At 71.9% G+C, this 24,102-nt stretch carries 19 protein-coding genes; 8 read left to right on the top strand and 11 right to left on the bottom strand.

All coding sequences use genetic code 11. From position 1 onward, the window contains the following. Nucleotides 1–79: 79 nt before the first annotated feature. The 5 genes from lepB (AB0C73_RS25870) to AB0C73_RS25890 all read right to left on the bottom strand — a co-directional run bounded on the left by lepB (AB0C73_RS25870) (nt 80) and on the right by AB0C73_RS25890 (nt 6,934). Nucleotides 80–826, bottom strand: coding sequence for a signal peptidase I (gene lepB, locus AB0C73_RS25870; RefSeq protein ID WP_362534765.1), 747 nt, complete (start codon nt 824–826; stop codon nt 80–82). 661 nt (nt 827–1,487) lie between these two features. Next, on the bottom strand, nt 1,488–1,781 hold the full coding sequence (locus AB0C73_RS25875) for a hypothetical protein (protein WP_362534476.1): 294 nt from the start codon (nt 1,779–1,781) through the stop codon (nt 1,488–1,490). Between the two features lie 33 nt (nt 1,782–1,814). Continuing rightward, complete coding sequence (gene lepB / locus AB0C73_RS25880) at nt 1,815–2,546, bottom strand: signal peptidase I (protein WP_362534767.1); 732 nt, start codon at nt 2,544–2,546, stop codon at nt 1,815–1,817. Nucleotides 2,547–2,679: 133 nt separating this feature from the next. Beyond that, on the bottom strand, nt 2,680–4,386 hold the full coding sequence (locus AB0C73_RS25885; protein ID WP_362534770.1) for an MFS transporter: 1,707 nt from the start codon (nt 4,384–4,386) through the stop codon (nt 2,680–2,682). Between the two features lie 325 nt (nt 4,387–4,711). Then, nucleotides 4,712–6,934 (bottom strand): serine hydrolase, encoded by a 2,223-nt coding sequence (locus tag AB0C73_RS25890; protein ID WP_362534479.1) that lies wholly within the window; start codon nt 6,932–6,934, stop codon nt 4,712–4,714. A 192-nt stretch (nt 6,935–7,126) separates the two neighbouring features. Here AB0C73_RS25890 and AB0C73_RS25895 point away from each other — a divergent pair, with 192 nt between their 5' ends. The 5 genes from AB0C73_RS25895 to AB0C73_RS25915 all read left to right on the top strand — a co-directional run bounded on the left by AB0C73_RS25895 (nt 7,127) and on the right by AB0C73_RS25915 (nt 13,687). Next, nucleotides 7,127–7,837, top strand: a complete 711-nt coding sequence (locus AB0C73_RS25895; protein ID WP_362534481.1) for a GPP34 family phosphoprotein — start codon at nt 7,127–7,129, stop codon at nt 7,835–7,837. A 227-nt stretch (nt 7,838–8,064) separates the two neighbouring features. Next, complete coding sequence (locus tag AB0C73_RS25900) at nt 8,065–8,928, top strand: helix-turn-helix transcriptional regulator (RefSeq protein WP_362534483.1); 864 nt, start codon at nt 8,065–8,067, stop codon at nt 8,926–8,928. 273 nt (nt 8,929–9,201) lie between these two features. Further along, nucleotides 9,202–9,402: a DUF397 domain-containing protein gene (locus AB0C73_RS25905; RefSeq protein WP_362534485.1), complete on the top strand. Its 201-nt coding sequence runs from the start codon at nt 9,202–9,204 to the stop codon at nt 9,400–9,402. Nucleotides 9,403–9,670: 268 nt separating this feature from the next. Further along, the gene (locus tag AB0C73_RS25910) at nt 9,671–11,911 is read left to right on the top strand and encodes a VCBS repeat-containing protein (protein WP_362534488.1); all 2,241 of its coding nucleotides are present in this window, start codon (nt 9,671–9,673) and stop codon (nt 11,909–11,911) included. Nucleotides 11,912–12,130: 219 nt separating this feature from the next. Beyond that, nucleotides 12,131–13,687 carry a sodium:solute symporter family protein gene (locus AB0C73_RS25915; RefSeq protein ID WP_362534490.1) on the top strand — a complete coding sequence of 519 codons (1,557 nt, stop codon included), beginning with the start codon at nt 12,131–12,133 and terminating at the stop codon, nt 13,685–13,687. Here the strand turns inward: AB0C73_RS25915 and AB0C73_RS25920 are convergent. From AB0C73_RS25920 to AB0C73_RS25930, 3 genes are all read right to left on the bottom strand, one after another. Continuing rightward, complete coding sequence (locus AB0C73_RS25920) at nt 13,672–14,790, bottom strand: ADP-ribosylglycohydrolase family protein (protein ID WP_362534493.1); 1,119 nt, start codon at nt 14,788–14,790, stop codon at nt 13,672–13,674. The two genes, AB0C73_RS25915 and AB0C73_RS25920, sit on opposite strands and share 16 nt — an antisense overlap. Before the next feature lie 128 nt (nt 14,791–14,918). Next, nucleotides 14,919–17,537, bottom strand: coding sequence for a bifunctional FO biosynthesis protein CofGH (locus AB0C73_RS25925; protein WP_362534496.1), 2,619 nt, complete (start codon nt 17,535–17,537; stop codon nt 14,919–14,921). Between the two features lie 24 nt (nt 17,538–17,561). After that, nucleotides 17,562–18,392, bottom strand: coding sequence for an LLM class F420-dependent oxidoreductase (locus AB0C73_RS25930; RefSeq protein ID WP_362534499.1), 831 nt, complete (start codon nt 18,390–18,392; stop codon nt 17,562–17,564). A 135-nt stretch (nt 18,393–18,527) separates the two neighbouring features. Between AB0C73_RS25930 and AB0C73_RS25935 the strand changes: the two genes are divergently transcribed. Beyond that, the gene (locus AB0C73_RS25935; protein ID WP_362534502.1) at nt 18,528–20,030 is read left to right on the top strand and encodes a CehA/McbA family metallohydrolase; all 1,503 of its coding nucleotides are present in this window, start codon (nt 18,528–18,530) and stop codon (nt 20,028–20,030) included. Between the two features lie 4 nt (nt 20,031–20,034). On the opposite strand, the gene AB0C73_RS25940 is transcribed toward AB0C73_RS25935, so the two are convergent. Both AB0C73_RS25940 and AB0C73_RS25945 read right to left on the bottom strand, forming a co-directional pair. Beyond that, nucleotides 20,035–20,568, bottom strand: a complete 534-nt coding sequence (locus AB0C73_RS25940; protein WP_362534503.1) for a GNAT family N-acetyltransferase — start codon at nt 20,566–20,568, stop codon at nt 20,035–20,037. A 7-nt stretch (nt 20,569–20,575) separates the two neighbouring features. Continuing rightward, the gene (locus AB0C73_RS25945; protein WP_362534506.1) at nt 20,576–21,208 is read right to left on the bottom strand and encodes a hypothetical protein; all 633 of its coding nucleotides are present in this window, start codon (nt 21,206–21,208) and stop codon (nt 20,576–20,578) included. 37 nt (nt 21,209–21,245) lie between these two features. Between AB0C73_RS25945 and AB0C73_RS25950 the strand changes: the two genes are divergently transcribed. Both AB0C73_RS25950 and AB0C73_RS25955 read left to right on the top strand, forming a co-directional pair. Then, nucleotides 21,246–22,010: a GNAT family N-acetyltransferase gene (locus AB0C73_RS25950; RefSeq protein WP_362534508.1), complete on the top strand. Its 765-nt coding sequence runs from the start codon at nt 21,246–21,248 to the stop codon at nt 22,008–22,010. Nucleotides 22,011–22,165: 155 nt separating this feature from the next. Then, complete coding sequence (locus AB0C73_RS25955; protein ID WP_362534510.1) at nt 22,166–22,393, top strand: hypothetical protein; 228 nt, start codon at nt 22,166–22,168, stop codon at nt 22,391–22,393. Nucleotides 22,394–22,479: 86 nt separating this feature from the next. Here AB0C73_RS25955 and AB0C73_RS25960 read toward each other — a convergent pair whose 3' ends face one another. Further along, nucleotides 22,480–24,060, bottom strand: a complete 1,581-nt coding sequence (locus AB0C73_RS25960; RefSeq protein WP_362534513.1) for an APC family permease — start codon at nt 24,058–24,060, stop codon at nt 22,480–22,482. Between the last annotated feature and the right edge of the window lie 42 nt (nt 24,061–24,102).

Here is a 24,102-nt window from a genome sequence, read left to right on the forward strand (position 1 = left end):
CATGTACTCACCGGTGCACTTCCCCTTCGTCGAAACGGCACGCGTCACGAGCACCGGCTGCATGCGACAAGCCTGGGGGTCACGGCGTGGGAGCAAAACCCGGCTGATCAAAAGTGCCCGGCACAGGCAAGGTCGTCCAGCGACTTACCGGCCAGGCGAGCACTACGGCACGGCCCACCACGTCCGTCAGAGGCACCATGCCGCCGCGGGGATCGCCCTGGTGGTACCGGGAGTCCTGCGAGCTCTGCCGGTGGTCGCCCATCACCCAGAGACGGCCGCTGGGCACCGTGACCTTGAACTGACCGCCCGCATCCGTGCTGCAGGCCGTGTTCCCGGGGAACACGTACGGCTCGGTGAGCGGCTTGCCGTTCACCTTCAGCGGTCCCGTACCCGCGCATTCGACCGTGTCGCCGGCAACGCCGATCACCCGCTTGATCAGGTGTTGCTCCCCAGCCGCAGGCATCAGTCCGATGAAGCTCAGGAACTTCTGTGCCGCGTTGGGCTCCTCCACCGGATGCCCCACCAGCCAGCCGCCGGGATCGCGGAAGACCACGACCTCACCCCTGCCGGGTTCCGAGCCGAACCACGGGGTGAGCTTGTCGACCAGGACCCGGTCGTCCTTCTGCAGGGTGTTCTGCATCGAGCCCGAGGGGATCAGGAACGCCTGGAGCAGAAACGTCTTGATCAGAAAGGCCAGCACCAGAGCGATTCCGGCGAGAACCGGTAACTCCATCCAGAAGGAGCGACGTCGCTTCGGACCGCTTCCGGAGGCAGGTGCAGCCTCATCGCGAGGACTGTCCTCCGGGTCCCCCGAGTCGGACCTCACATCGATCGCCGAGTCCCCCACGTCCACTCCCGACTTCCTCGACTTCCTGGCGTACGAACGGACCCTACGTCCCGATGACGCCCAGGCAGAGGCTGCCGACTGTTCTCCGCCACGTACGGATGACCGGATGCCTCGCCACGGCCCGAGAGGGTGTGGCGAAACGCGTGGGCGGTACGCCCGCGGGTGTCACGCGTCCGCGGACGGCATGGCTGGGTCGGGGGTGCACTGGGGGCACAGTGTCTCGTCCGCAATGGGCCGGAACAGCATGGTGTGGGTGTGCCCGTTGCCGTGGCATTCGCGGGCAGAGGCGATGCGAGCGGAGAGGCGTGGTCCGGTGGGGGGTGGGGGCTGCGGGGTACTTCCGGTGCCACGGGTGGGACCTCGCGCAGCAGATACCGTACGAGCCCGCCGGGCCGGTGTACGGGCGTGTCGCCGCCGGGCAGGCCGCGCAGGACGCGGGCGTGGACGTCGGCGGAGGTGTGCCCGGCGTCGAGCCAGGCGGCGGCGTGGCGGGCGAGAGGAGGGGCAGGGCGCCGACGAGGGCGCGGGCCTCTTCGGGGATCTCCGCCTCGGGCTCGGGGGGGGGGGAGGGTTGGAGTTGCCCTCCCCGAGGTCTTCCTTCTTTGAATGACCGTCGATACGCGGGGCCACCCTCGGCGGCCTAGCGGACGACGACGTTGTGGGCCGGGATGATCGTGGGCTGGAGGTCGGCGTGGCCGAGGGCGGCGAGGAGGGGGGCGAAGGTCTTCGCGTGGGCCTCGAGGGCCTCGGGGCTCTCCCAGACCTCGGTGACGCGGAAGCCGCCGTCGACCGGGCCCGCCGCGTGGGAGATGAGGCCCGGGTTCTGGACGTCCGCGAAGGTCGTGAAGCCGCGGCCGCCGGTGACGCGGTCGATGACCTCGTCGTAGAGCTCGGTGCCGGCGCCGGGGAGGTCGAAGGTGACGATGATGGCCATGAGGATGCCCTTGTCTGTCGTCGGGTCGGGAGTTCAGGGCGTCAGGGACGGCTGCTCGAAGGTGTCCGGGACCGGGAGGGTGGACCAGTGGGGGACCGGCCAGGCGATGACGACCGCGCGGCCGACGACGTCCGTCAGGGGGACCATGCCCGCGTGGGGGTCGTTCTGGTGGTAGCGGGAGTCCAGGGAGGCCTGGCGGTGGTCGCCCATCACCCAGAGGCTGCCGGGCGGGACGGTGACCTTGAACTGGCCCGCCGGGTCCGGGCTGCACGGGGTGTTGCCGGGGTAGACGTAGGGCTCGTCGAGGGGGTGGCCGTTGACCTTCAGGGGGCCCGTACCGGTGCACTCGACGGTGTCGCCGGCGACGCCGATGACGCGCTTGATCAGGTGCTTCTCACCGGCCGCCGGCATCAGGCCGATGAAGCCGAGGACGTTCTGGAAGGCGTTCGGCTCCGGCACCGGGCTGTTCGCCAGCCAGTCGGCCGGGTCGCGGAAGACCACGACCTCGCCGCGCTCGGGCTCGGAGCCGAACCACGGGGTGAGCTTGTCGACGAGGACCCGGTCGTTCAGCTGGAGGGTGTTCTGCATCGAGCCCGAGGGGATCAGGAACGCCTGGAGCAGGAAGGTCTTGATCAGGAAGGCGAGGACGAGCGCCACGGCGACCAGGACCGGGATCTCGATCCACATCGGGCGCTTCCGCCGCTCTCCCTTGCCCTGGGGAGCAGCCGTCCCGTCCTCCGCGCCCGATCGCGCGTCCACCACCATGTCGCCCACCGCTGTCACCGCCGACTCGCCAAGTCCACACGTCCATCCGTACGCACCGGACCCTATGCCCGCCGACGCCCCGGCCGGGCCGCTCCCGCGTCGAACACCCCGTACGAGTGACGCCGACGTGACGTCAGCGGAGCTCCTCCGGGCAGGTCGTGCCGCGCGGGAAGAGCTTGTACGGGGCGCCCAGGCGGTAGGTGCCGGCCTTCGGGGCGACGAGTTCGGTCCACTCGTCGCCCTCCGCGTCCGGCTCGGCCTTCAGAAGGCAGCCCTCCTCGTTGGCGAAGACCTTCGGGATCTCCACGTCGGACCCGGAGGCGTCGGCCTCCTCGCGGGCCTTCTTCGACGCCTCCGTCTCCTGCGGCGGCTCGATCTTGCCGCCGTTCTCGTCGAGGAGGGCCAGCCACGGCGAGTACGGGACGCGGATCCTGATCCGGGCCGGGCGGTCGAGCCGCAGCACGACCTCGTCGGACTCGGCGCGCTGCACCTGGGCGGGCGCGTCGGCCAGCGGGGTCGGGTCGCCGACCGCGTACAGGCGCCAGTTCGCGTCGGACCAGATCTGCTTGAGGTACGGCAGTCCGCCGTCGACCAGTTCGGCCTCGCGCTCCGCGCCCGAATCGGGGGCGCCGGTCGGCAGCACCACGTAGTGGACGGCCCAGCGGCCGAGCCAGTCCCGGTAGCTCGTGGCGTCGAGGGTGTCGTCGTAGAAGAGCGGATTGCGCTTGAGGTCCGCCTGCCGGTTCCAGCCGCGGGCCAGGTTGATGTACGGGGCGAGGGCGGAGGACTCGCGGTGGCTGGAGGCCGGCACGACCTCCACCCGGGCCTGCTCGGCGCCCCGTACCTGGAGCTGGTTGATCAGCGGCGCCACCTCGCGCGCCCAGGACGCGTCCGGGGCCGTACGGATCACGTCGTCGACGCCCTTGAAGCCGATCCACACGTTCAGGCCGGCGAACGCGAGCAGCAGCGCGTACCAGCAGCGCGACCGCGGGCGGGTGTACGGGAGGGCGGCGAGCAGCGCCACGCCCGCGAAGAGCATGACGAGCCGGCTGACGTTCGACCCGATCTGGGAGTCGATCAGCCAGGTCAGCAGGGTCCCGGCCGAGTAGACGGCGGCGGCGGTGCGCACCGTGCGCCAGTCCTTCGGCACCAGGAGGAAGACCAGGACACCGAAGGCGAAGGGGAGCGAGGTCGACGCCAGCGACATGGGCTGGGTGCCGGAGAACGGGAAGAGCCACGCCGACAGGGCCACCACCGCGACCGGCGCGAGGCCGACCGCGTACGCGCCCGGGCGCCGCTTGTTGAGGAAGAGCGCCGCCGCGACGACGCCGAGGAACAGACCCGCGACCGGGCTGCACGCCGTGGCCAGCGCGGCGAGCGGCGCGGCCACGGCCGCCTTCGCCCAGCGGTGGTAGCGCCAGCGGTGCGGCCAGCAGAACACCGCCGCGACCGAGCCGATCGCGAACATCATCCCGAGGCCGAAGGTGACCCGGCCGGAGAGCGCGTTGCAGAGGAAGGCGAAGACACCGGCGAGCGCGCACGCCATCGGATTGCGCACCGCCCGCACCCGCACCAGGATCAGCGCGGTCAGGGCCGCCGACAGCGTGCCCGCGATCATCATGGTGCTGCGCACGCCGAGCACGGACATGACGTACGGCGAGACGACGCTGTACGAGACCGGGTGCATCCCGCCGTACCAGGCGAGGTTGTACGCCGAGTCCGGGTGCCGCCCGACGAACTCCGCCCAGGCGTCCTGCGCCGCCAGGTCCCCGCCGCTGTTGGCGAAGAAGAAGAACCACAGGACGTGGGTGAGCGCGGCCGCGGCGGTCGCGACGAGCACCGGGTAGCGGCGCTTGCTCCGCCAGGGGCGGGGACGACTGCCAGGCGTGGACGACTCGGAGTCCGTGGTGGGCTGCTGGTCGGCGGCCGGGCGCTGCGCGGGAAGGTCTATTCGCGAAGGTGAAGACACGTCGGGTTTGCCTCCGGCCTCACGGGTCCCCTCGGCGGTGCTCAATGCGGCCCTCTCCCGTGCTGCCCTTCTCCTCGTTCCCCCAGGGAACGCTAACAGGCGGGGGGGCGGGGGGGGCCCCCCCCCCCCCCCCCGGCCGATCAGCCCAGTCGGGTCACCCCGGTGGGGTCACCCCGACCGGGTCACCCCGACCGGGTCACCCCAGTCGGGTCAGCTTCTCACCGAAGCCCGGCTCCACCAGGTCCTTCTGCAGGGCCACCGGCGCGCTGACCGCGCCCGTGCCGGTGCCGATCGACACCTGGCCGACGACGTCCCCGGCCTTGGCGGAGTGCGGCAGCTTCTTCCCGTCGCCGTCGAGCCGCAGGTCCACCTTCAGGCCCGGCCAGCCGACCGCCTTGAGGTCCTTGGTCGACACCACCGGCGTACGGCCGCCGAGCCCGTCGTCCACGTACCCGACGACCTGCCCCTTCTTCACCACGGCGGCGGAGGTGACGTCCGCCTGCGCCTTCTGGATGAGCTTGAGGCTGTTGGCGATCGCCAGATCCAGCTTCTGCCAGAGCTGCGGCGCGTCCTTGGCGCCCATGACGATGCCGAGGATGCGGCGCTTCTGGCCGTCGACGACGGTGTTCGCCGCCCACAGCAGATTGCCGCCCGCCGGGGTCGAGGAACCGGTCTTGATGCCGGTCACACCCGGCTCCAGCAGGATCGTGTTGTTGTTCTCGATCCGGGTCGGGATGCCGTCGATGGTCACGTTCGGCATGTCCACGATCGCGCGGAACACGTCGTACTGCATGACCGCCTTCGCCAGCTTCAGCTGGTCGAGCGGGGTCGAGACGGTGGTCGCCTGCAGACCGGACGGGTCCGTGTACGTCGAGCCCGTCATGCCCAGCTCCTTGGCGGCGGCGTTCATCTTGTCGACGAACGCGGCCTCCGAACCGGCGTCCCAGCGGGCGAGCAGCCGCGCCACGTTGTTGCCGGACGGGATCATCAGGAGCTGGAGGAGCTCCTTCTGCGAGTAGGTCTGGCCCTTCTTGATGGGGGCCGTCGACTCGTCCTTCGCCTTCGCCTGCTCGCCGGCGGTCTTGTCGACCTCGATCTCCGGACCGCTCGCCTTCCCCTTGATCGGGTGGTCGCGGAGGATCACGTACGCGGTCATGGTCTTGGCCACGCTCGCGATCGGGGCCGGCTTCTGCGGGCCGTACGTACCGAGCGAACCGACGCCCTCGACCTCGGCCGCGCCCTGGCCCTCGCCCGGCCACGGCATCTGCAGCGCGCCGCCCTCGAACGTGAAGGTCGGGGCCGCGGACAGCACCAGCTTGGGGTCCGGCAGCGGGCGCACGATCTGTACGACCGCAAAGACGACCAGAAGCAGGATGACCAGCGGGGTCCAGATCTTCAGTCGCCGGAAGGTGGTCCGCAGCGGCGTCTCCGGCGGCGGCGGGGTGTTGGTCAGCTCCGCCAGGATCTCCAGCGGCGGGCGGGGCGGCAGCGGCTGCTGCCGGGTCCGCTCCGGCTCGCTGAGGGACGCCGACGGCGCCGACGACGACGGCGACGGCGGTACGGGGGTGGCGGCGGCCGCGGGCTTGGGCGCGGGCGCGGCCGGCTGCGCCTTCGGCTCCGGCTTCGGCTGCTCCTGGGTGATGTCGCCCTTGAGCGGGCGGAAGGTCGACGGGGGCAGCTTCAGCGCGGTGGTGGGCTGGTCGACGGGCTGGGGAGCGGGCTTCGCCGCGGGCTTGTCCGCCTTCGGCTCCTCCTTGGCGGCGGGCGGCGTGAACGCCTTGAAGACGGCCGTCGGCTGGTCCACGGGCTTCGCCGCGGCCGCGGGCTCGTCCGCCTTCGGCTCCTCCTTCGCCGCGGGCGGCGTGAACGCCTTGAAGACCGCGGTGGGCTGGTCGACCGGCTTCTCGGCCTTCGCCTCGGGCCGGGCCTCGGGCCGGACCTCGGGCTCGGGCTCGGGCTCGGGCTTCTCCTCCGCCTTCGGCGCGGCCGGCTTGCGCGCGGCGAACCACGACTCGCCCTCGGCCTTCGCCCCGGCCTTGCCGTCCGCCTCGGGCCTGTCGTCCGTCTCCGGCTCGGCCTCGCCCTCCGGAGCCTCCTCGCGCGGCTCGCCGCCCTCCGCGTCCGCCTCCGCGTCCTGAGCCTCAGCCGCGTCCTCGTCCGCAACCGTCTCGTCGACGGCCGCGTCCTCCACCCCGGAAGGCTCGGCGTCGTCCGACGGCTCGGCCTCCGAAGCGTCCGCCTCCGGCTGGTCCTCCGGCGCCGTCCGCGGGGCCAGGGTCCGGAAGACGGCCGTCGGCTCGTCCACGCGGCCCTGGAGGACGGACAGTCGGGGGTCCTTGCCGTCGCCGCCGACCGCGCTCTCCCGCTGCTCCGCCTTGTCGGGGGACTCGCCCGCCACCGTGCCTCCTCCATCGCTCATGCGCTCATGCCTACGTCCGACCTGGGTCCGGCCTACGTCCGAACCATCTACCAGTGTCCTGTGTGAACCCCTTGGCTCCCGTGCTAGACGAGAACGACATACCTGCCGGTTCCCGTACGAACCGCACAGGCGCTCTCGACAGATGAATGTGAGAGGGGTCACCCTGTCATTCATCCACGCGGGGAGGCATGGATGGGCAGGAGCCGCAGAACACTTCCGGAGGAGCTTCTGTTGCTCGCTCTGGACCCGGCCACGGGTACCACAGCGCAGCCGCAGTCGCTCGACCTCGGCCTGGCCGGAGCACAGCTAGTGGAGCTGGCTCTGGCAGGACGGATAGCCCCTGACGGGGATCGTATCGCCGTGGTGATGCCACGGCCGACCGGAGATCCGACTCTGGACTCCGCACTGGAACTGCTGCGCAGGCGCGGCAGTCCGGTCCGGGCAGTCCACTGGATCGGCGGGCCCCGGCTGGGGCTGCGCCAGACGTATCTCTCGCATCTGGAGCGCTGCGGCATGGTGCATGCCGTGGAGGGCCAGATGTGCGGGGTGCTGCCGACGACTCGCTACCAGGCGACGGACACGGCCATCAGCCGGGAGATCAGAACCCGGCTGGACAGTGCGATCCGCACCGGCGTACCGCCGGACCCGCGGACCGCGGCGCTCGCCGCACTGGCCCACGCGGTCGGTCTCGGCAAGCACCTGTACCCCGGCAACGAAGGACGGTCGTCGCGGTCCCGGCTGCGCGACCTGATCCGGCACGACCCGATGGGCGGTCTGGTGGCGCACGCCGTCATGGACGTCCAGAACGGCGCGGGCGCCCAGCCCCGCCGGAGCGCCGCGGCGGGCGCGGGCGGAGTGCCGTCCCAGCCGCGCCGCAGTCCCATGGCGCGCGCCGCCATGTGACGCACCCGCACGCCCAAGAGCACCGCGCCACACCGCTCCGCACCGCACCCGCGTGTACGGGACGTCTGTCGAGGACAGGCGTCCCGTACGCGCGTGCGGACGTACACGCATACGGAAGCGCACCCTCACGTCTGGTCATTCGCCAGCGCACACAGCACCTTTGGTGGCAGTCTGCCAAGCGGTAGATACTCACAGCTACGCAGCCGAGTGCCGGAGGTGCTGTTTCCGTGGCGTCCAATGTCAACCCCACCGTCAGGCGACGCCGATTGGGCCAGGAGCTGCGCCGGCTCCGGGAGGCGAAGAACATGACGGCCGAGCAGGTCGCCGAGCGCCTGCTCGTCTCCCAGTCGAAGATCAGCCGTCTCGAGAACGGCCGGCGGTCCATCAGCCAGCGCGACGTCCGCGATCTGTGCGGGGTGTACGAGGTCGAGGACGAGCGGGTGGTCGACTCGCTCATGCAGATGGCCAAGGACTCGCGCCAGCAGGGCTGGTGGCACGCCTTCGGCGACATCCCGTACAGCGTCTACATCGGTCTGGAGACGGACGCGGAGAGCCTGCGGGTGTACGAGCCGCAGATCATCCCGGGTCTGCTGCAGACCCACACGTACGCCGAGGCGGTGATCGCCGGCGCGCTGCCCGAGTCGACCCCGGCGGACATCGAGAAGCGGGTCACCGTGCGCACCCGCCGCCAGGACCGCATCAAGGACGAGGAGCGGCCGCTGCGCCTGTGGGCGGTCATCGACGAGGGCGCGCTGCGCCGCGTGGTCGGCAACAGACAGCTGATGGTGGAGCAGTTGGAGCACCTCGTCGAGCAGTCGCTCCTGCCGCACGTGACCGTGCAGGTGCTGCCGTTCCACATGGGTGCGCATCCGGGCATCAGCGGGCATTACGCGATTCTGGAATTCCCGGACACCTCGGACTCCTCCGTCGTCTACATCGAGGGCGTGACGAGCGACCTCTATCTGGAGAAGGCGCAGGATGTCGGGAAGTACAGCGTGATGTACGAGCACTTGAGGGCACAGGCGCTGAATGCGGAGGACACCCGGGAGTTCGTCACGAAGATTGCCAAGGAGTACGCCGACGGAAAATAGGGCGTCACGGGCGACACCGGCCGAATACCGCTGAACGCCGCTGAATGCCGCCATTCGACGGGGGTGCGGGGGAGGCACGGGAGGAGGGGAAGGCACCGTACACCCCCGACTCACCTCGGCGGAAGTCCACGTGGAATATGCCATCCGGTCGAGTGAACGACGGTCCCGTACGACGGGGCCGGGCGAGTAGCGTCGATCACGCCAAAGCAAGCAAGAACCTTGGCGCATCACCTACTGGCAGTATTCGCACTCGATGAACCGGAGTTGAGAAGAATGGCGATTATTCAGGGCGGCACGGACAGCTGGACGAAGTCCTCGTATTCCGGCGGCAACGGCGCCTGCGTCGAGGTCAAGTCCCCCGTCGTGAGCGCGATCGACGTGCGGGACTCGAAGGCCCCCGAGGGCCCTTCGATTTCTTTCGGACCGGGCTCGTGGAACGCGTTCGTGGGCGAGGTGAGCGCCGGGGCCCTGTGACCCCGCGCCGCCCTCGCACCACCCGCAGCACCCGCTGCACCCCCTCCGTGCAGCGCGGAGGAACGAGCCCTCTCGACCGGTCCGCCGTCCTGGCCGAGGGGGCTCCGCCTTGCCCGGAACACCGCCGCAGCCACCGGAACGCGCCCTCGTGTGATAAAAGGACTCGCCGGAAGCGTCGAACGCGTGTACAACCCCTTCCGGTGATCAAGAGTCTGACCCGGCGCCCCCCATGCTGTGCTGTGCCTGGTCTTCCGGAGGAGAACACACTTTGTCCCACGCGCGTCCTGCCCGCCGCCGGCTCACCGCAGCCGTCGTCACCGTGCTCGCCGTCACCGTCGGCGCGAGCGCGCTGACCGCCCCGGCGATCGCCGCCCCCGCCGCCGAGGGCACGACGGAAGCGGCCGCGACGACGACCGACGTCGCGCCGTTCCCGAAGAAGAGCACCATCTTCGGCGCGGGCGCCCACGGCTACCTGACCCTCACCCGGACCCCGCCCTACGGCGAGGAGGCCTACTCCGAGACCCGGTACTGGGTTCCGGCGGACGGCTCCGCCCCGCAGGAGCTGAACTGGATCGGCACGGTCGAGAGCACCGGCTCGGGCGACATCGTGGCCCACAGCTGGAACCTCGCCGGGAGCGCCGGAGCCGACCTCATCGACATGGGGACCGGGCAGAAGCTGCGCTCGGTGCAGCTGAGCGGCGACGTCACGTACGCGGGGGCGGCGGGCAAGGCCCTGTTCACGACGATGTTCAACGCGTACGGGGACCGGATCCTCCACATGAACGCCGTCGGCGCGACGGGCAAGATGACCGTCGGCATGCCGGGAGACGCCACGAAGGTCCACGTCCAGCCCGGCACGGCCGAGCACGCGCTGCTGACCTACACCACCGGCTCGGGTACGGCGGACCAGAAGTTCATGGCGGCCACGATCGACCTCGCCACGAACACGGTGACCGAGACGTACCAGGCCTCCGACCAGGGCGACATGGCCCTCTCGGCGACGCACCTCGCCTGGGTCGAGTACGACGCGGAGCGCGTCGCCACGGTGGTGACCGTCGACCGCGCCACCAAGGAGACCCGGAAGACGCCGATCGGCAAGGCCTGGCGGCGCGACATCGAGGTCGGCCTGGTCGGCGACTGGGTCACGTACGGCACGCGCAGCGGCCTCGACGACATCGAGAAGAACCCGCTGCACGCCCTGACGGCGCGCAGCCTGAAGGACGGCACCACCACCCGTAAGCTCCTCGACCACACCCTCACGGCCGCCGTCGCCCCCGACGGCGCCCAGATCGTGCGCGGTGGCACGGTCGAGCAGGGCGAGGGCCTCTACCGGATCACCCCCGGCACCGACGGCGCCGCCCCGACCGTCACACTCGTGGCGAGCAGCGGCGAGTCCACCAAGGTCGCCCTGCTGGGCTCCAAGGTCCCCGCCGTGATCGACCTCGACCAGAACCGGGGGCACGCGCAGCTCGAGTGGACGCTTTCCCGGTACAACGTGCACGCCCGGATCACCCTGCGCCACGTCCGCACCGGCAAGATCTTCAGCTTCACCTTCACCCAGCCGGAGAACGGGGTCGTACGCCTCGACTGGGACGGCCTCCTCAACGACGGCAGGTTCGAGAGCGCCTACAACGGCGACTACACCTGGGAGGTCAACGCCGAGCCGATGAACGGCATCGGCCCGAACCTGGTCGCCTCCGGCACGTTCAAGGTCGTCCGCAAGGCCGCGCCGCACGACTTCAACGACAACGGCTCCCCGGACGTGCTCATGCGCGACAGCAAGGGCGGGCTGTGGCGCGTGGACACCTGGTACGACCGCATCAACCACCGTCTGTCGTCCGGGGAGCAGAAGCTCATCGGCACGGGCTGGGGCGGTTACAACCTGATCGAGTCCGCCGGCAACATCGCCGGAGCCGCTCACGCGGACATCGTCGCCCGCGACACGTCCGGCGTCCTGTGGCACTACCTCGGCAAGGGCGACGGCACCTTCGCCGGCCGCTACAAGATCGGTACGGGCTGGGGCGGTTACAACAAGATCGCCGCCGGCAGCGACCTCAACGGCGACGGCAAGGCCGACCTCGTCGCCACCGACACCGCGGGAGCCATGTGGCTCTACAAGGGCACCGGCAGCTGGAGCGCCCCCTACGCGCAGCGGGTGAAGATCGGCACGGGCTGGAACGGCTACAACCAGATCACCGCCACCGGCAACATCGCCGGCGCCGCCGCCGGCGACCTCGTCGCCCGCGACACGTCCGGCGTCCTCTGGCTCTACCTCGGCAAGGGCGACGGCACCTTCGCGCCGCGCATCAAGATCGGCGCCGGCTGGGGCGGTTACAGCCACCTCGTCGGCATCGGCGACGCCGACCGCGACGGACGCCCGGACCTGTACGCCGCCAACGCCCGCGACACCTCCGCGTACCTGTACAAGGGAACGGGCAGCTGGAGCGCCCCCTTCGCCACGCGCGAGTACAGCGACCTGCCCAACAACTGGCCCACCTCCATCGCCTGATCCGATGACCGAAGGCCCCGGCCCGGCGTGACCTCACGCCGGGCCGGGGCCTTCGGCTTGCAGGAGGTACGGACTCACGCATTCACGGACATGAACAGAGGTCAGCAAACAGAACGATTTTACCACCCCTTGACCTTCCCCCGCATTGTCCCCGCCCTCCAACTCCCCACACGATGAACGGCGTTCACAAGGTGGACCGGACCTCATGGAGGGCGCGCAATGAACAGCCTCGACTGGGCCGTACTCATCGGCTATTTCGGCGTCATGGTCGCGATCGGAGTCTGGTCCCACAAGCGCGTGGACGACGTCTCGGACTTCTTCACCGCCGGCGGGCGCATGCCCTGGTGGCTGTCCGGCATCTCGCACCACATGTCGGGCTACAGCGCGGTGATGTTCACCGGCTACGCGGGCATCGCCTACACCTACGGCATCACCTCCTACGTCACCTGGTCCTTCCCCATCGCCCTCGGCATCGCCGTCGGCGCCCACCTCTTCGCGCCCCGCCTCAACCGGCTCCGCTCCCGGCTCCATGTGGCCTCCCCGCTGGAGTACCTGAAGAGCCGCTACAACCTGCCCACCCAGCAGGCCCTCGCCTGGTCCGGCGTGCTGCTCAAGATCGTGGACGTGGGCGCCAAGTGGGCCGCCATCGCCACCCTGCTCTCCGTCTTCACCGGGATCTCCCTCGACCAGGGCATCCTCATCACCGGGGTCATCACCGGCATCTACTGCACGGTCGGCGGCCTGTGGGCCGACGCGCTCACCGAACTCGGCCAGTTCGCCATCCAGTTCCTCGCCGGGATCGCGATGCTGGTCGCCGTGCTCGGCAAGCTCGGCGGGATCGACGCGCTGTGGACCGTGTGGGACCGGCCCGAGCTCCAGGGGCACACCGCGCCGACGGCCGGCCCGTACACGCTGACCTTCCTCCTCGCGTACCTCTTCATCAAGACCTTCGAGTACAACGGCGGCATGTGGAACCAGGCCCAGCGCTACATGGCCACGCCCGACGCCCGCGCCGCCACCCGCTCCGGCCGGCTCTCCGCCGTCCTCTGGCTGATCTGGCCGCTCGTCCTCTTCTTCCCCATGTGGTGCGCGCCGCTGCTCGTCCACCCGACGAAGCCGGACGCCTCCGACGCGTACGCGCTGATGACCGTACAACTCCTCCCGCACGGCCTGCTCGGGCTGGTCGTCGTCGGCTTCTTCTCGCACACCATGGCCATGTGCTCCTCCGACGCCAACGCCATCGCGGCCGTCTTCACCCGCGACATCGCGCCCGTGCTGAGCAAGGCGGCCCGGAGCTGGACCCAGCGGGCCGGCCTGGTCGCCGCCCGCTGGTCGACGATCGCCTTCCTCGGCCTGTCGATGGCGGTCGCCACCCAGGTCAACTCCCCCACCTTCAAGGACATCATCACCGTCGTCATCAAGTGGGTCGCCGGACTCATGGGGCCGATCGCGATCCCCTTCATGCTCGGCCTGCTGCGCGCCTTCCGTAAGTCGGGCCCGACGGCGGCGCTCGTCTCCTGGGCGGCCGGCCTCTTCGCCTTCTGGCTCACCAACTACGGCCTGGACGGCGTCGAGCTGCAGATCCAGATCGTCGCGCCGCTCGCCACCTCGCTCGTCCTGTACGTCCTGATCGGGTACGTGAAGCCCGAGGCGACGCCGGAGCGCGACGCGCTGCTCGACCGGATCGGCGGCGGAGACGGCGGAGGCGGCGGAGACGGTTCCGTGGCCCTGCCGACTCAGGGGTCCGGCGACCGGGCGGGTCAGCCCCTCGGGTAGCGGGTCAGCCAGGCCGACGACAGGTCGGCCGGGTTGTGCAGGGCCGCCCCCTGCGTCATCTCCATCGCGAAGTCGTCCGCGAGCGCCAGGACCGTCGCGCGGCCCTCCAGTTCGGCCACCCAGGCCGGCGGGAGGGCCGTCTCGCCGTGCAGGGCGCCGAGCAGGGCCCCGGTGACGCTGCCGGTGGCCGCCGACGGGCCGTCGTGGTTGACCGCGAGGCGCAGCCCGTGCCGGACGTCCTCGCCGACGAGCGCGCAGTACACGGCGGCCGCCAGCTGTCCCTCGGCGCGGTCCTCGGCCGCCCCGAGCGCGGTCACCCGCTCCGCGTCCGGCGTCCCCTGGCGTACGGCGTCGAGCGCGGCCCGCAGTGCCGCGGTCACCGGCTCGTGGCCGGGGCGCGGGGCGAGCTGGGCGAGCGCGGTGGTGACGGCCGCGTCGACGCTGCCGCCCCGGGCCAGGCCGTGCACGACGACCGCGAGCGCGCCGGCCGCGAGATACGCGGCGGGGTCGCCGTGCGTCTGCGCCGCGCACTCCACCGCGAGCTGGCACACCAGCTGCGGCTCCCAGCCGACGAGCAGCCCGAAGGGCGCCGAGCGGACCAGGGCGCCGCTGTCGGCGGCCCGCGGGTTCTTGGGCCGGTCCAGGGTGCCGAGCGTCTCGTCGCCGAGGCCGGTGAGGCAGGCCCTGGCCGGGTCCCGGCGGGCGTAGAGCCACTCCTCGCGGGCCAGCCAGCCGAGGTCGGTGCGCCGCTCGTCGGGGCCCCACTCGCGCTGGGTCGCGGCCCAGCGCAGATGCGCCCGGTGCACGTCGCTGGGCGGGTGCCAGTGGCCGGTGTCGCGGCGGACCTGGGCGCGGATCAGGCCGTCGACGGTGAACAGGGACATCTGGGTGGCGGCGGTGACGGCGCCCCGGCGCCCGTAGGCGGGGGCGGGCTCCGCCAGGCCCTCGGGGCCGTGCGCGGCCCGCAGCTCGGCGAGGGTGCGGGCAGCGGACCCGGCGCCGAGCGCGTCGCCGACGGCGCCGCCGAGGAGGCAGCCGCGGACCCGTGAGCGGAAGTCCTGCTGTTCGGTGCGGCCCCACACGACCGCGGCTGTGGTGGTCACGACGTGCCCTCCCCCGCGTTACCGACCGGTCTGTTCGGCACTCTCAGCACTGTAATAGACCGGATGCGCGCGTTCGGGGGCGGGAACGTTATGTGATCTGGCGCCCTTCAGGCCGTTTTTGACCAGGTTTACTCCGAGGGCGGCACCGGCAGCAGCGGAAGCAGCTCCGGCAGGTGCCCGTCCGAGGCGCGGGCCGTGCGCTGCCGCTCCTCCGGGACCTCGCCGTACAGCGTGGTGCGCGGCCTGGCGGGGCGGCCGGCCGCCTCGGCGATGGCCTCCAGGTCGCGGATCGAGCGGTACGAGCCGTAACCGGAGCCCGCCATCCGGGAGATGGTCTCCTCCATCAGGGTGCCGCCGAGGTCATTGGCACCCGAGCGCAGCATCGCGGCGGCGCCCTCCGTGCCCAGTTTCACCCAACTGGTCTGGATGTTCGGGATGTACGGGTAGAGGAGCAGCCGGGCCATGGCGGTGACCGCGCGGTTGTCGCGGGTGGTCGGGCCGGGGCGGGAGATGCCGGCCAGGTAGACGGGCGCGTTGGTGTGGATGAAGGGGAGGGTCACGAACTCCGTGAAGCCGCCGGTCCGTTGCTGGATGCCGGCCAGGGTGCGCAGATGGCCGAGCCAGTGCCGGGGCTGGTCGACATGCCCGTACATCATGGTCGAGGAGGAGCGGAGACCGAGCTCGTGGGCGGTGCTGACGACCTCGATCCAGGTGGCGGTGGGCAGTTTGCCCTTGGTGAGCACCCAGCGGACCTCGTCGTCCAGGATCTCCGCCGCCGTGCCCGGGATCGAGTCGAGGCCGGCCTCCTTGGCGGCGGTCAGCCACTCGCGGATCGAGAGGCCGGTGCGGGCGGCGCCGTTGACGACCTCCATCGGTGAGAAGGCGTGCACATGCATGCCGGGCACGCGCTCCTTCACGGCCTTCGCGATGTCGAAGTAGGCCGTGCCGGGCAGGTCGGGGTGGATGCCGCCCTGCATGCAGACCTCGACGGCGCCGACGTCCCAGGCCTGGGCGGCCCGGTCGGCGACCTGGTCGAGGGAGAGGGTGTAGGCGTCGGCGTCGGTGCGGCGCTGGGCGAAGGCGCAGAAGCGGCAGCCGGTGTAGCAGACGTTGGTGAAGTTGATGTTGCGCGTGACGATGTACGTGACGTCGTCGCCGACGGCGGACCTGCGGACGTCGTCCGCGACCGCGCACAGGGCGTCGAGGGCCGGTCCGTCGGCGTGGAACAGGGTGAGGGCCTGTGCGTCGGTGAGGCGGGTCGGGTCGTCGGCGGCCGTGCCGAGCGCTTCCCGCAGGTCGCTGTCGATGCGCTCGGGCGCGCGGGCGTCGGGCACCATGCCGGGGGCGGCGGCCTCGCGGAGAGCTTCCCAGTCCCCGTAGACGTGGTCGAAGTCCTCGCGGCGGTCGGCGGTGCGGCCGGTCGTGTCGATGGTGCGGTGCAGGTCGGTGCGGCCGGTTCCGCCCTCGGCCTGGAACGCCTCGTCGGGCTCCTGCCAGGGCAGGCCGTGGACCGGCGCGTCGGGGCGGGCGAGGCCGGTGTCCGGGTCGGCGAGGGCCCGCACGTGCGGCACGATCCGCGGATCCAGCCACGGCTCGCCGCGCCGTACGAACTCCGGGTAGACGCAGAGGCGTTCGCGCAGCTCGAAGCCGGCGGCGCGCGAGCGCCCGGCGAGCTCCTCGATCTTCGGCCAGGGGCGTTCGGGGTTGACGTGGTCGATGGTGAGCGGGGAGACCCCGCCCCAGTCGTCGATGCCGGCGGCGATGAGGCGCTCGTACTCGGCGTCGACGAGGTTGGGCGGGGCCTGGAGGCAGGCGGCGGGGCCCATGATGAGGCGGGCGACGGCCACCGTGGCGACCAGGTCGTCGAGTTCGGCGTCCGGCATGCCGCGCATCGCCGTGTCCGGCTTGGCACGGAAGTTCTGGATGATCAGTTCCTGGATGCCGTGGTAGGCGCGGGCGATCCGGCGCAGCGCGAACAGCGACTCGGCGCGCTCCTCCGGCGTCTCGCCGATGCCGAGCAGCAGGCCGGAGGTGAAGGGGACGGAGGAACGTCCCGCGTCCTCCAGGACCCGCAGCCGGACGGCGGGTTCCTTGTCCGGGGAACCGTGGTGCGGGCCGCCGGGCTCGGACCACAGGCGGGTCGCGGTGGTCTCCAGCATCATGCCCATCGAGGGCGCGACGGGCTTGAGCCGCTGGAGGTCGGTCCAGGAGAGCACCCCGGGGTTGAGGTGCGGCAGGAGCCCGGTCTCCTCCAGGATGCGGATCGACATGGCCCGTACGTACGCGATGGTGTCGTCGTAGCCGTGCGCGTCCAGCCACTCGCGGGCCTCGGGCCAGCGGTCCTCGGGCTTGTCGCCGAGGGTGATGAGGGCTTCCTTGCAGCCGAGCGCGGCGCCGCGCCGGGCGATGTCGAGGACCTCGTCCGGCGACATGAACATGCCGTGCCCGGCGCGGCGCAGCTTGCCCGGCACGGTCACGAAGGTGCAGTAGTGGCACTTGTCCCGGCACAGCCGGGTGAGCGGTATGAAGACGCTCTTCGAGTACGTGATGACCCCCGGCCGCCCGGCGGCCTCAAGGCCCGCGTCCCGCACCCGCCCGGCGGAGGCGACCAGGTCGTCCAGATCGCTCCCCCGCGCCCGCAACAGCACGGCGGCCTCGGCGACATCGAGCGCGACCCCGTCCCGTGCCCGCTTGAGGGCACGACGCATGGCGTTCTCGGTGGGTCGTCCTGCCTGGTGATCCGTCATGGACCGAGCATACGAGCGAGCGCCTCAGAGGTACCGGGCGTATGCGTCGAGGACGTCCAGCACCTCCTTCTCGCCGCCCGGCGGCAACTGGAGGACCACCTCCTCGCACCCCAGCTCCTCGTAGTGGGCGAGCTTGCCGGGGTTCGGGTGGACCGCGTACGGGACGACCTGGAGTGACTCCGGGGCGCGGCCCGCACGCTCCCAGGCCTGCCGCAGCAAGGGCAGGTTCGCGGAGAGGCCGCGGCCGCCGATGGGCATCCAGCCGTCGGCGTACTCCGTGACGTGCGAGAACAGCTTCGGCCCCGCCGCCCCGCCGACCAGTGTGCGCGGCGCGCCGCCCGCCGGCTTCGGCCAGGCCTCCGAGGCCCGTACGGAGTGCCCGAAGCCGCCCTCGTACGCCGTGGGTTCGGCGGCCCACAGCGCGCGCATCAGGTGCACGGCGTCCCGGGTCCGTTCGCGGCGGGTCGCCCACTCGACGCCGTGGTCGGCGGCCTCCTCCCGGTTCCAGCCGAAGCCGACGCCGAGGGTGAAGCGCCCGCCGGAGAGGTGGTCGAGGCTCGCGACGGTCTTGGCGAGGGCGACCGGGTCGTGCTCGGCGACCAGCGTGATGCCGGTGCCCAGGCGCAGCTCCTCGGTGACGGCGGCGGCCTGGGCGAGCGCCACGAAGGGGTCGAGGGTGCGGCCGTACTCGCGGGGCAGTTCGCCGCCGAACGGGTAGTCGGACTCCCGGGAGACGGGGATGTGGGTGTGCTCCGGGAGGTAGAGCCCGCCGAAGCCGCGCTCTTCGAGGGCGCGGGCGAGGCGTACGGGGGAGATGGTCTCGTCGGTCAGGAAGATCGTGGTCGAGATCCGCATGGGGGGCACGGTAGGGGGTGGGGCGCGGAATTCCGAGGGGCGTGCGGGCGCGAGCTGCGTACGGCCGGATTCCGCCGCTCCCCCACGGAGGTGCCGCTCGTGTTGTTCCGGCGTTCACGCGCCCGCGGGACAGTCATGGGCATGACGGATACGACTCGACGCGCGCTCCTCATGACGGGCGCGGCGACCGCGTTTACGTTGGGCACCGTGAGCTTCGCCCATGCCGCCGACGGCGACACCGATCCCGCGACCGACGGTGTCCTCACCCGCACCGTGCGCGGCACCCTGCCGCCCGGCTCCCCCGACTTCGTGTACCTCCCCGTGGAACTGCCGCACGGCGTACGCGAACTGCACGTCGCCTACGCCTACGAGCGGCCCGCCGTGCCCGCCGGCACCCAGGGCAACGCCCTCGACATCGGCCTCTTCGACCAGCGCGGCACCGACCTCGGCGGCAAGGGCTTCCGGGGCTGGTCGGGCGGCGCCCGCAAGGAGTTCTTCGTCCGCGCCGACGACGCCACGCCCGGGTATGTGGCGGGGCCGCTGCGGGCCGGGACCTGGTACGTGGCCCTCGGCCCGTACACCGTGGCGCCGCAGGGGCTCGCGTACACGGTGACGATCACCCTCCGCCTCGGGCCGGCCGCGCCCGCCGTACGCCCGGTGTACCCGCCCGAGCGGGCGCGGGGCCGGGGCCGGACCTGGTACCGGGGCGACTGCCATCTGCACACGGTGTACTCCGACGGGCGCCGCACCCCCGCCGAGGTCGCCGCCCTCGCCCGCGCCGCCGGGCTCGACTTCCTGGCCACGACGGAGCACAACACGCATGCCGCGCACGGCGCGTGGGCCGACCTCGCCGGCGACGACCTGCTGATCCTGCTCGGCGAGGAGGTCACCACCCGCAACGGGCACGTCCTCGCCCTCGGCACCGACCCCGGCACCTTCGTCGACTGGCGCTACCGGGCCCGCGAGAACCGCTTCGGCCGCTTCGCCCGCGAGATCCGCCGGGCGGGCGGTCTGGTCGTGCCCGCGCATCCGCAGGCCACCTGCATCGGCTGCGCCTGGAAGTTCGGCTTCGGCGACGCGGACGCGGTGGAGGTCTGGAACGGCCCCTACACGCCGGACGACGAGGTCGCCCTGGCGGGCTGGGACGGGGCCCTCGTCCGGGGGCGCTGGACGCCGGCGATGGGGAACAGCGACGCGCACCGGGACCCGGACCGGGTCGGTACCCCGCAGACCGTGGTCCTGGCCGACGAGCTGAGCCGGGAGGCGATCCTCGACGGGCTGCGGGCGGGTCGGTCGTACGTCGCCGAGTCGGCGGCGGTGTCCGTGGACTTCACGCTGACGGACGCGCGCGGGCGCTCGGCCGGGCTCGGCGAGCGCCTCACCGTCCCGGCGGACGAGCCGGTGACGGCGCGGCTGCGGGTCACCGGCGCGCCCGCCGGCGGGACCCTCCGCCTGGTCACGGACCAGGGCGTCCTGCACACCGCGCAGGGCGTGGACACCACGGAGTGGACGACCACGGCCGCGTACGCGACCTATGTACGGGCGGAGGTCCGCCACCCGGTGACGGCGCCGCCGTTCCCGGGCGCGCTCGCGGCCTTCACGAACCCGGTCTTCCTGGACGCCTCCGGAGTCGCCTGAGCGGTCACGCCTGGTACTCGGTGAGGTCGATGGCGTGAACCCGCAGCGGGTGCCCGTACACCGGGTGGACGGTCTCCCGCTCCGGGACCATGCCGAGCTTGCGCATCACGTTCTCCGAGCGGGTGTTCCCGATCCGCGCGATGCTGATCACCCGGTCGAGCCCGCGGTCCTGGAGCCCGAACTCCAGGGCCGCGTGCGCGGCCTCGGAGGCGTACCCCTGGCCCCAGTAGGGCCGTCCGAGCCGCCAGCCGATCTCGACGGCGGGCAGCACCTCGGGCAGGAACTCCGGCACGGCGAGCCCGGTGAACCCGATCAGCTCCCCGGACCCGAGCAGCTCGACGGCGAAGAGCCCGAAGCCCTCCTCGTCCCAGTGCTCCTCGATCTGCTCGATGGCCTCGGCGGTCTGCTCCAGGTCGCGTACGGAACCGTCGCCGATCCACTGCATGACCTCGGGGTCGGCGTTGATCTCGGCCATCGGCACGAGGTCGTCGTCGCTCCAGCGACGCAGCAGCAGGCGGGGCGTGAGGATCTCGGTCATCCCCCCATCATCCCGTGGCACGCTGGTGCGCGGCCAGGTCCCCGTAGCCGCCCCGCTCCCACACGCGCTCCCGGAAGGCCTGCAGCGTGAGCGGCCGGACGTCCTCGCCGGGGACGTCCCGGAGGTGGACGGTGCCGCAGCGGTGGCAGTACCAGCCGTGCGACCACAGCTCCTCGGCCCGGTGGCGGCCGCGGGTCTGATGGACGAACGCCGCCCGGCGGCGGACCAGGACGCCGGTCACGAGGAGGGCGGCGCACAGGGCGAGCCCCGAGACCCATCCCAGGAACGCGAGATCGGGATCGGGGCCGAGACGGGGCGGCGGTCCCCCGAAGTACCCGTACGCCCCGTCGGGCACCTCCTCGAACGCCCTCCCCGCGAACACCCAGCCCAGGAAGGTGCCGACGGCGACCAGGCCGGCGAACACGCCAAGGCAGCCGAGCCCGTACGTCGGCGCCTCCGGCATCGGCGCCAGCGCCTCGGACAGTGCGGTCGTCACCCGCCGCGTCACCGTCCGCATGTCCCCGTCGCTGTTCCGCTCGCGGCTGGTGACCGCGTCCCGGCCGGCCAGGTACGCGGCGGGCACCGCCTGCACCAGGTCGTCCCGCCCGCAGCCCGGGCAGGTGTGGCTCGTCGAATTCATGTGTCCCCCCGTTGTCGGTCTGCGTACGGTAGCCCGCATGCTGAAGCGCCTTGAGAGCTACTACGACTCCGTGCCCAGGTCCGCCGCCCGCGCCGAGGATTTCGGGCCGCTGACCCTGTTCGTACGGGAGGGGGCGGGGTGGCCGTACTACGCGCGGCCCGCGCTCGGGCACGGCGGCGAGCTGACGGCGGCGGTGGTGGAGAAGGTGCGGGCACGGCAGCGGGAGCTGGGGGTGCCGGAGGCGTTCGAGTGGGTCGCGGAGACGACGCCGGGGCTGCGGGCGGCGGTCGAGGCGAGCGGGCTCGTGGTGCACGAGCATCCGCTGATGGTCCTGACGGCGGAGGCGGACGCGGACACCGTCCCGGCCCCGCCGACGGACGTCACCGTCCGCATGGTCGGCCCGGCCGACCCGGGCCTGGAGAGCGCGGTCGCCGCCCCGTACGCCGCCTTCGGCGCCACCCCCACCCCGGGTGCGGCCGCCCAGGTCGCGGCCCGGATCGAGGCCGGCCTCACCCGCCTCGCGGCCGCCTTCGACGCCTCCGGCGCCGCCCTCGCGGCGGGCCAGCACCAGCCCGTGGGCCCGGTCACCGAGGTCGTCGGCGTCGGCACCCGCCCGGACGCCCGCCGCCGCGGCCTGGGCCTCGCGGTCACCGCCGCCCTCGTCGCCGACGCCCGTGCCCACGGCGCCGAGACGGTCTTCCTCTCCGCCACGGACGCGACGGTGGCCCGCCTCTACGCCCGCGTGGGCTTCCGCACGGTGGGCACGGCGCTGATCGCGGAACCTGCGGAGCAGGCCGGGTAGCCCACCCGGCGGTCAATCTGCGGCGGGCCGCCCACCGTCCTCCGCGTCCGCCTCCGCGAAGACCTCGTCGAACACCGCGCGCGCCCACTCCCGGATCTCGTCGGGCACAGGGCCGCGGTGCGTAACCCGAGCCGCCCGAACCACGTTCACGCGGCATGAAGAAGATCCTCACCGCCGTCGCCCTGACCTCCTTCGCCGTGACCGGTGCCGTGGCCGGTGGCCTCGCCGCCGCCGGGACGGCCGCCGCCGACACCGGCGGGGCCAACCTGCCCTCCGTGGTGCCGCTGAGCGGCGTCCTCATGCCCAAGGCGAAGCCGGCCTCCGCCGACCAGATGCCGGGCGCCAACAAGCTGGTGGAGGGCCTGCTCCCCGGGCAGCACTGAGCCACGGGCACGGACGACGAAGGTGGCGGGACCCCCCACGGGCCCGCCACCTCGTCGTTTCCGTCACCGGACGGCCGAGGAGTCCATCAGTCCTCGACCACCAGCGACGGGGTCTCCTTGGTGAGCACCTCGCCCCGGAAGAACGCCGGGCTCTTCGCGCGCATCACCAGCATGATCACCACGCCGAGCAGCAGCAGCCCGACGCCGATCACGAACACCGACCCGACGCCGAGGACCGCGGAGCCGGAGCCGGAGCCGTAGGCCGGGTCCCACATGTCGTACAGCGTCTTGCCGAAGACCGCCGACAGGAGCAGCCCGCCGAGCAGCGGGAACAGGCCCTTGAAGACCAGGTCCCGGAGGGACGAGGTCAGCTCGCGGCGGAAGTACCGGACGCAGGCGAAGGCGGTCAGGGCGTAGTAGAAGCAGATCATCAGGCCGAGCGCGTAGATCGTGTCGACCAGGACGTGCTCGCTGACCAGCGTCATCACCGTGTAGAACGCGCCGGTGGCGACACCGGCCACGATCGTCGCCCGGCCGGGGGTCTTGAAGCGCGGGTGGACCCTGGCGTACGAGGCGGGCAGGGCCTCGTACGCGGACATGGCCAGGACCGTGCGGGCCACCGGGATGAAGGTGGTCTGGAGGCTGGCGGCGGCCGAGGCGAGCACCGCGACGAAGAGCAGGATGCCGAGGGCGGGGCCCATGACGGGGCCGGCCAGGGCGGCGAAGACGTTGTCGGAGGTCTCCGGGTTGGCGAGGCCGAGGCCCTGCCCGCCGGAGCCGACGACCATCTGCGCGGCGATGCCGGTGGCGAGGTACGAGCCGACCAGGACGCCCATGGCGATGAGGGCGGCGCGGCCGGGGGTCTTCGCGCTCCCGATGGTCTCCTCGTTGGTGGTCAGGCAGGTGTCCCAGCCCCAGTACATGAAGATCGACAGCGAGAGCCCGGCGGTGAACGCGGCGAAGGACTGCACCGCGAAGGGGTTCATCCAGGACCAGGAGAAGTCGACCGAGGTCTCGGGGGCCCCGAAGGAGCCGGCCTTCGACAGCGCCATCCCGACGAAGACGGCGAGGACGAGGAGCTGGAGGCCGACGAGGGCGTACTGCACGCCCTTGGTGGCGGTCATGCCGCGGTAGCTGATCGCGGTCGCCGCGGCGATCAGGGCGAGGCAGGTGACGATGTGGACGGCCTTGTCGTCGTCCAGGGCCGCGACAGCGGGGTTGCCGGTGATCTCCCCGGCGAGCAGCCAGAAGTACGAAGTGGCGACGCCGGCCAGGTTGGACAGCACGATGATCGTGGCGATCACCAGGCCCCAGCCGCACATCCAGCCGAGCTTGGGACCGAAGGCCTTCACCGTCCAGGTGAAGGAGGTGCCGCAGTCCGGCATGACCTTGTTGAGCTCGCGGTACGCGAATGCGACGAGCAGCATCGGCAGGAAGCCCGCCAGGAAGACGGCGGGCATCTGCAGGCCCACCTCGCCGGCGGTGGAGCCGAGCGTGGAGGTCAGGCAGTAGACGGGGGCGACGGTGGAGATGCCGATGACGGCGCTGCCGAGCAGGCCGACGGAGTTGCCGCCGAGGCCCTTGCCGCGCACGCCGTCGGTGCCGCCCTGCGCCGGGACGCCCCTCACCGTGTCTCCGGCCAGGGGCCGCACTTCCACCTGAGTCATGAACTCGACGTTAAATGCTGCGATTTCCACATCTGGAAGACC

This window comes from Streptomyces sp. NPDC048623, assembly GCF_040650755.1.
GTDB lineage: Bacteria > Actinomycetota > Actinomycetes > Streptomycetales > Streptomycetaceae > Streptomyces.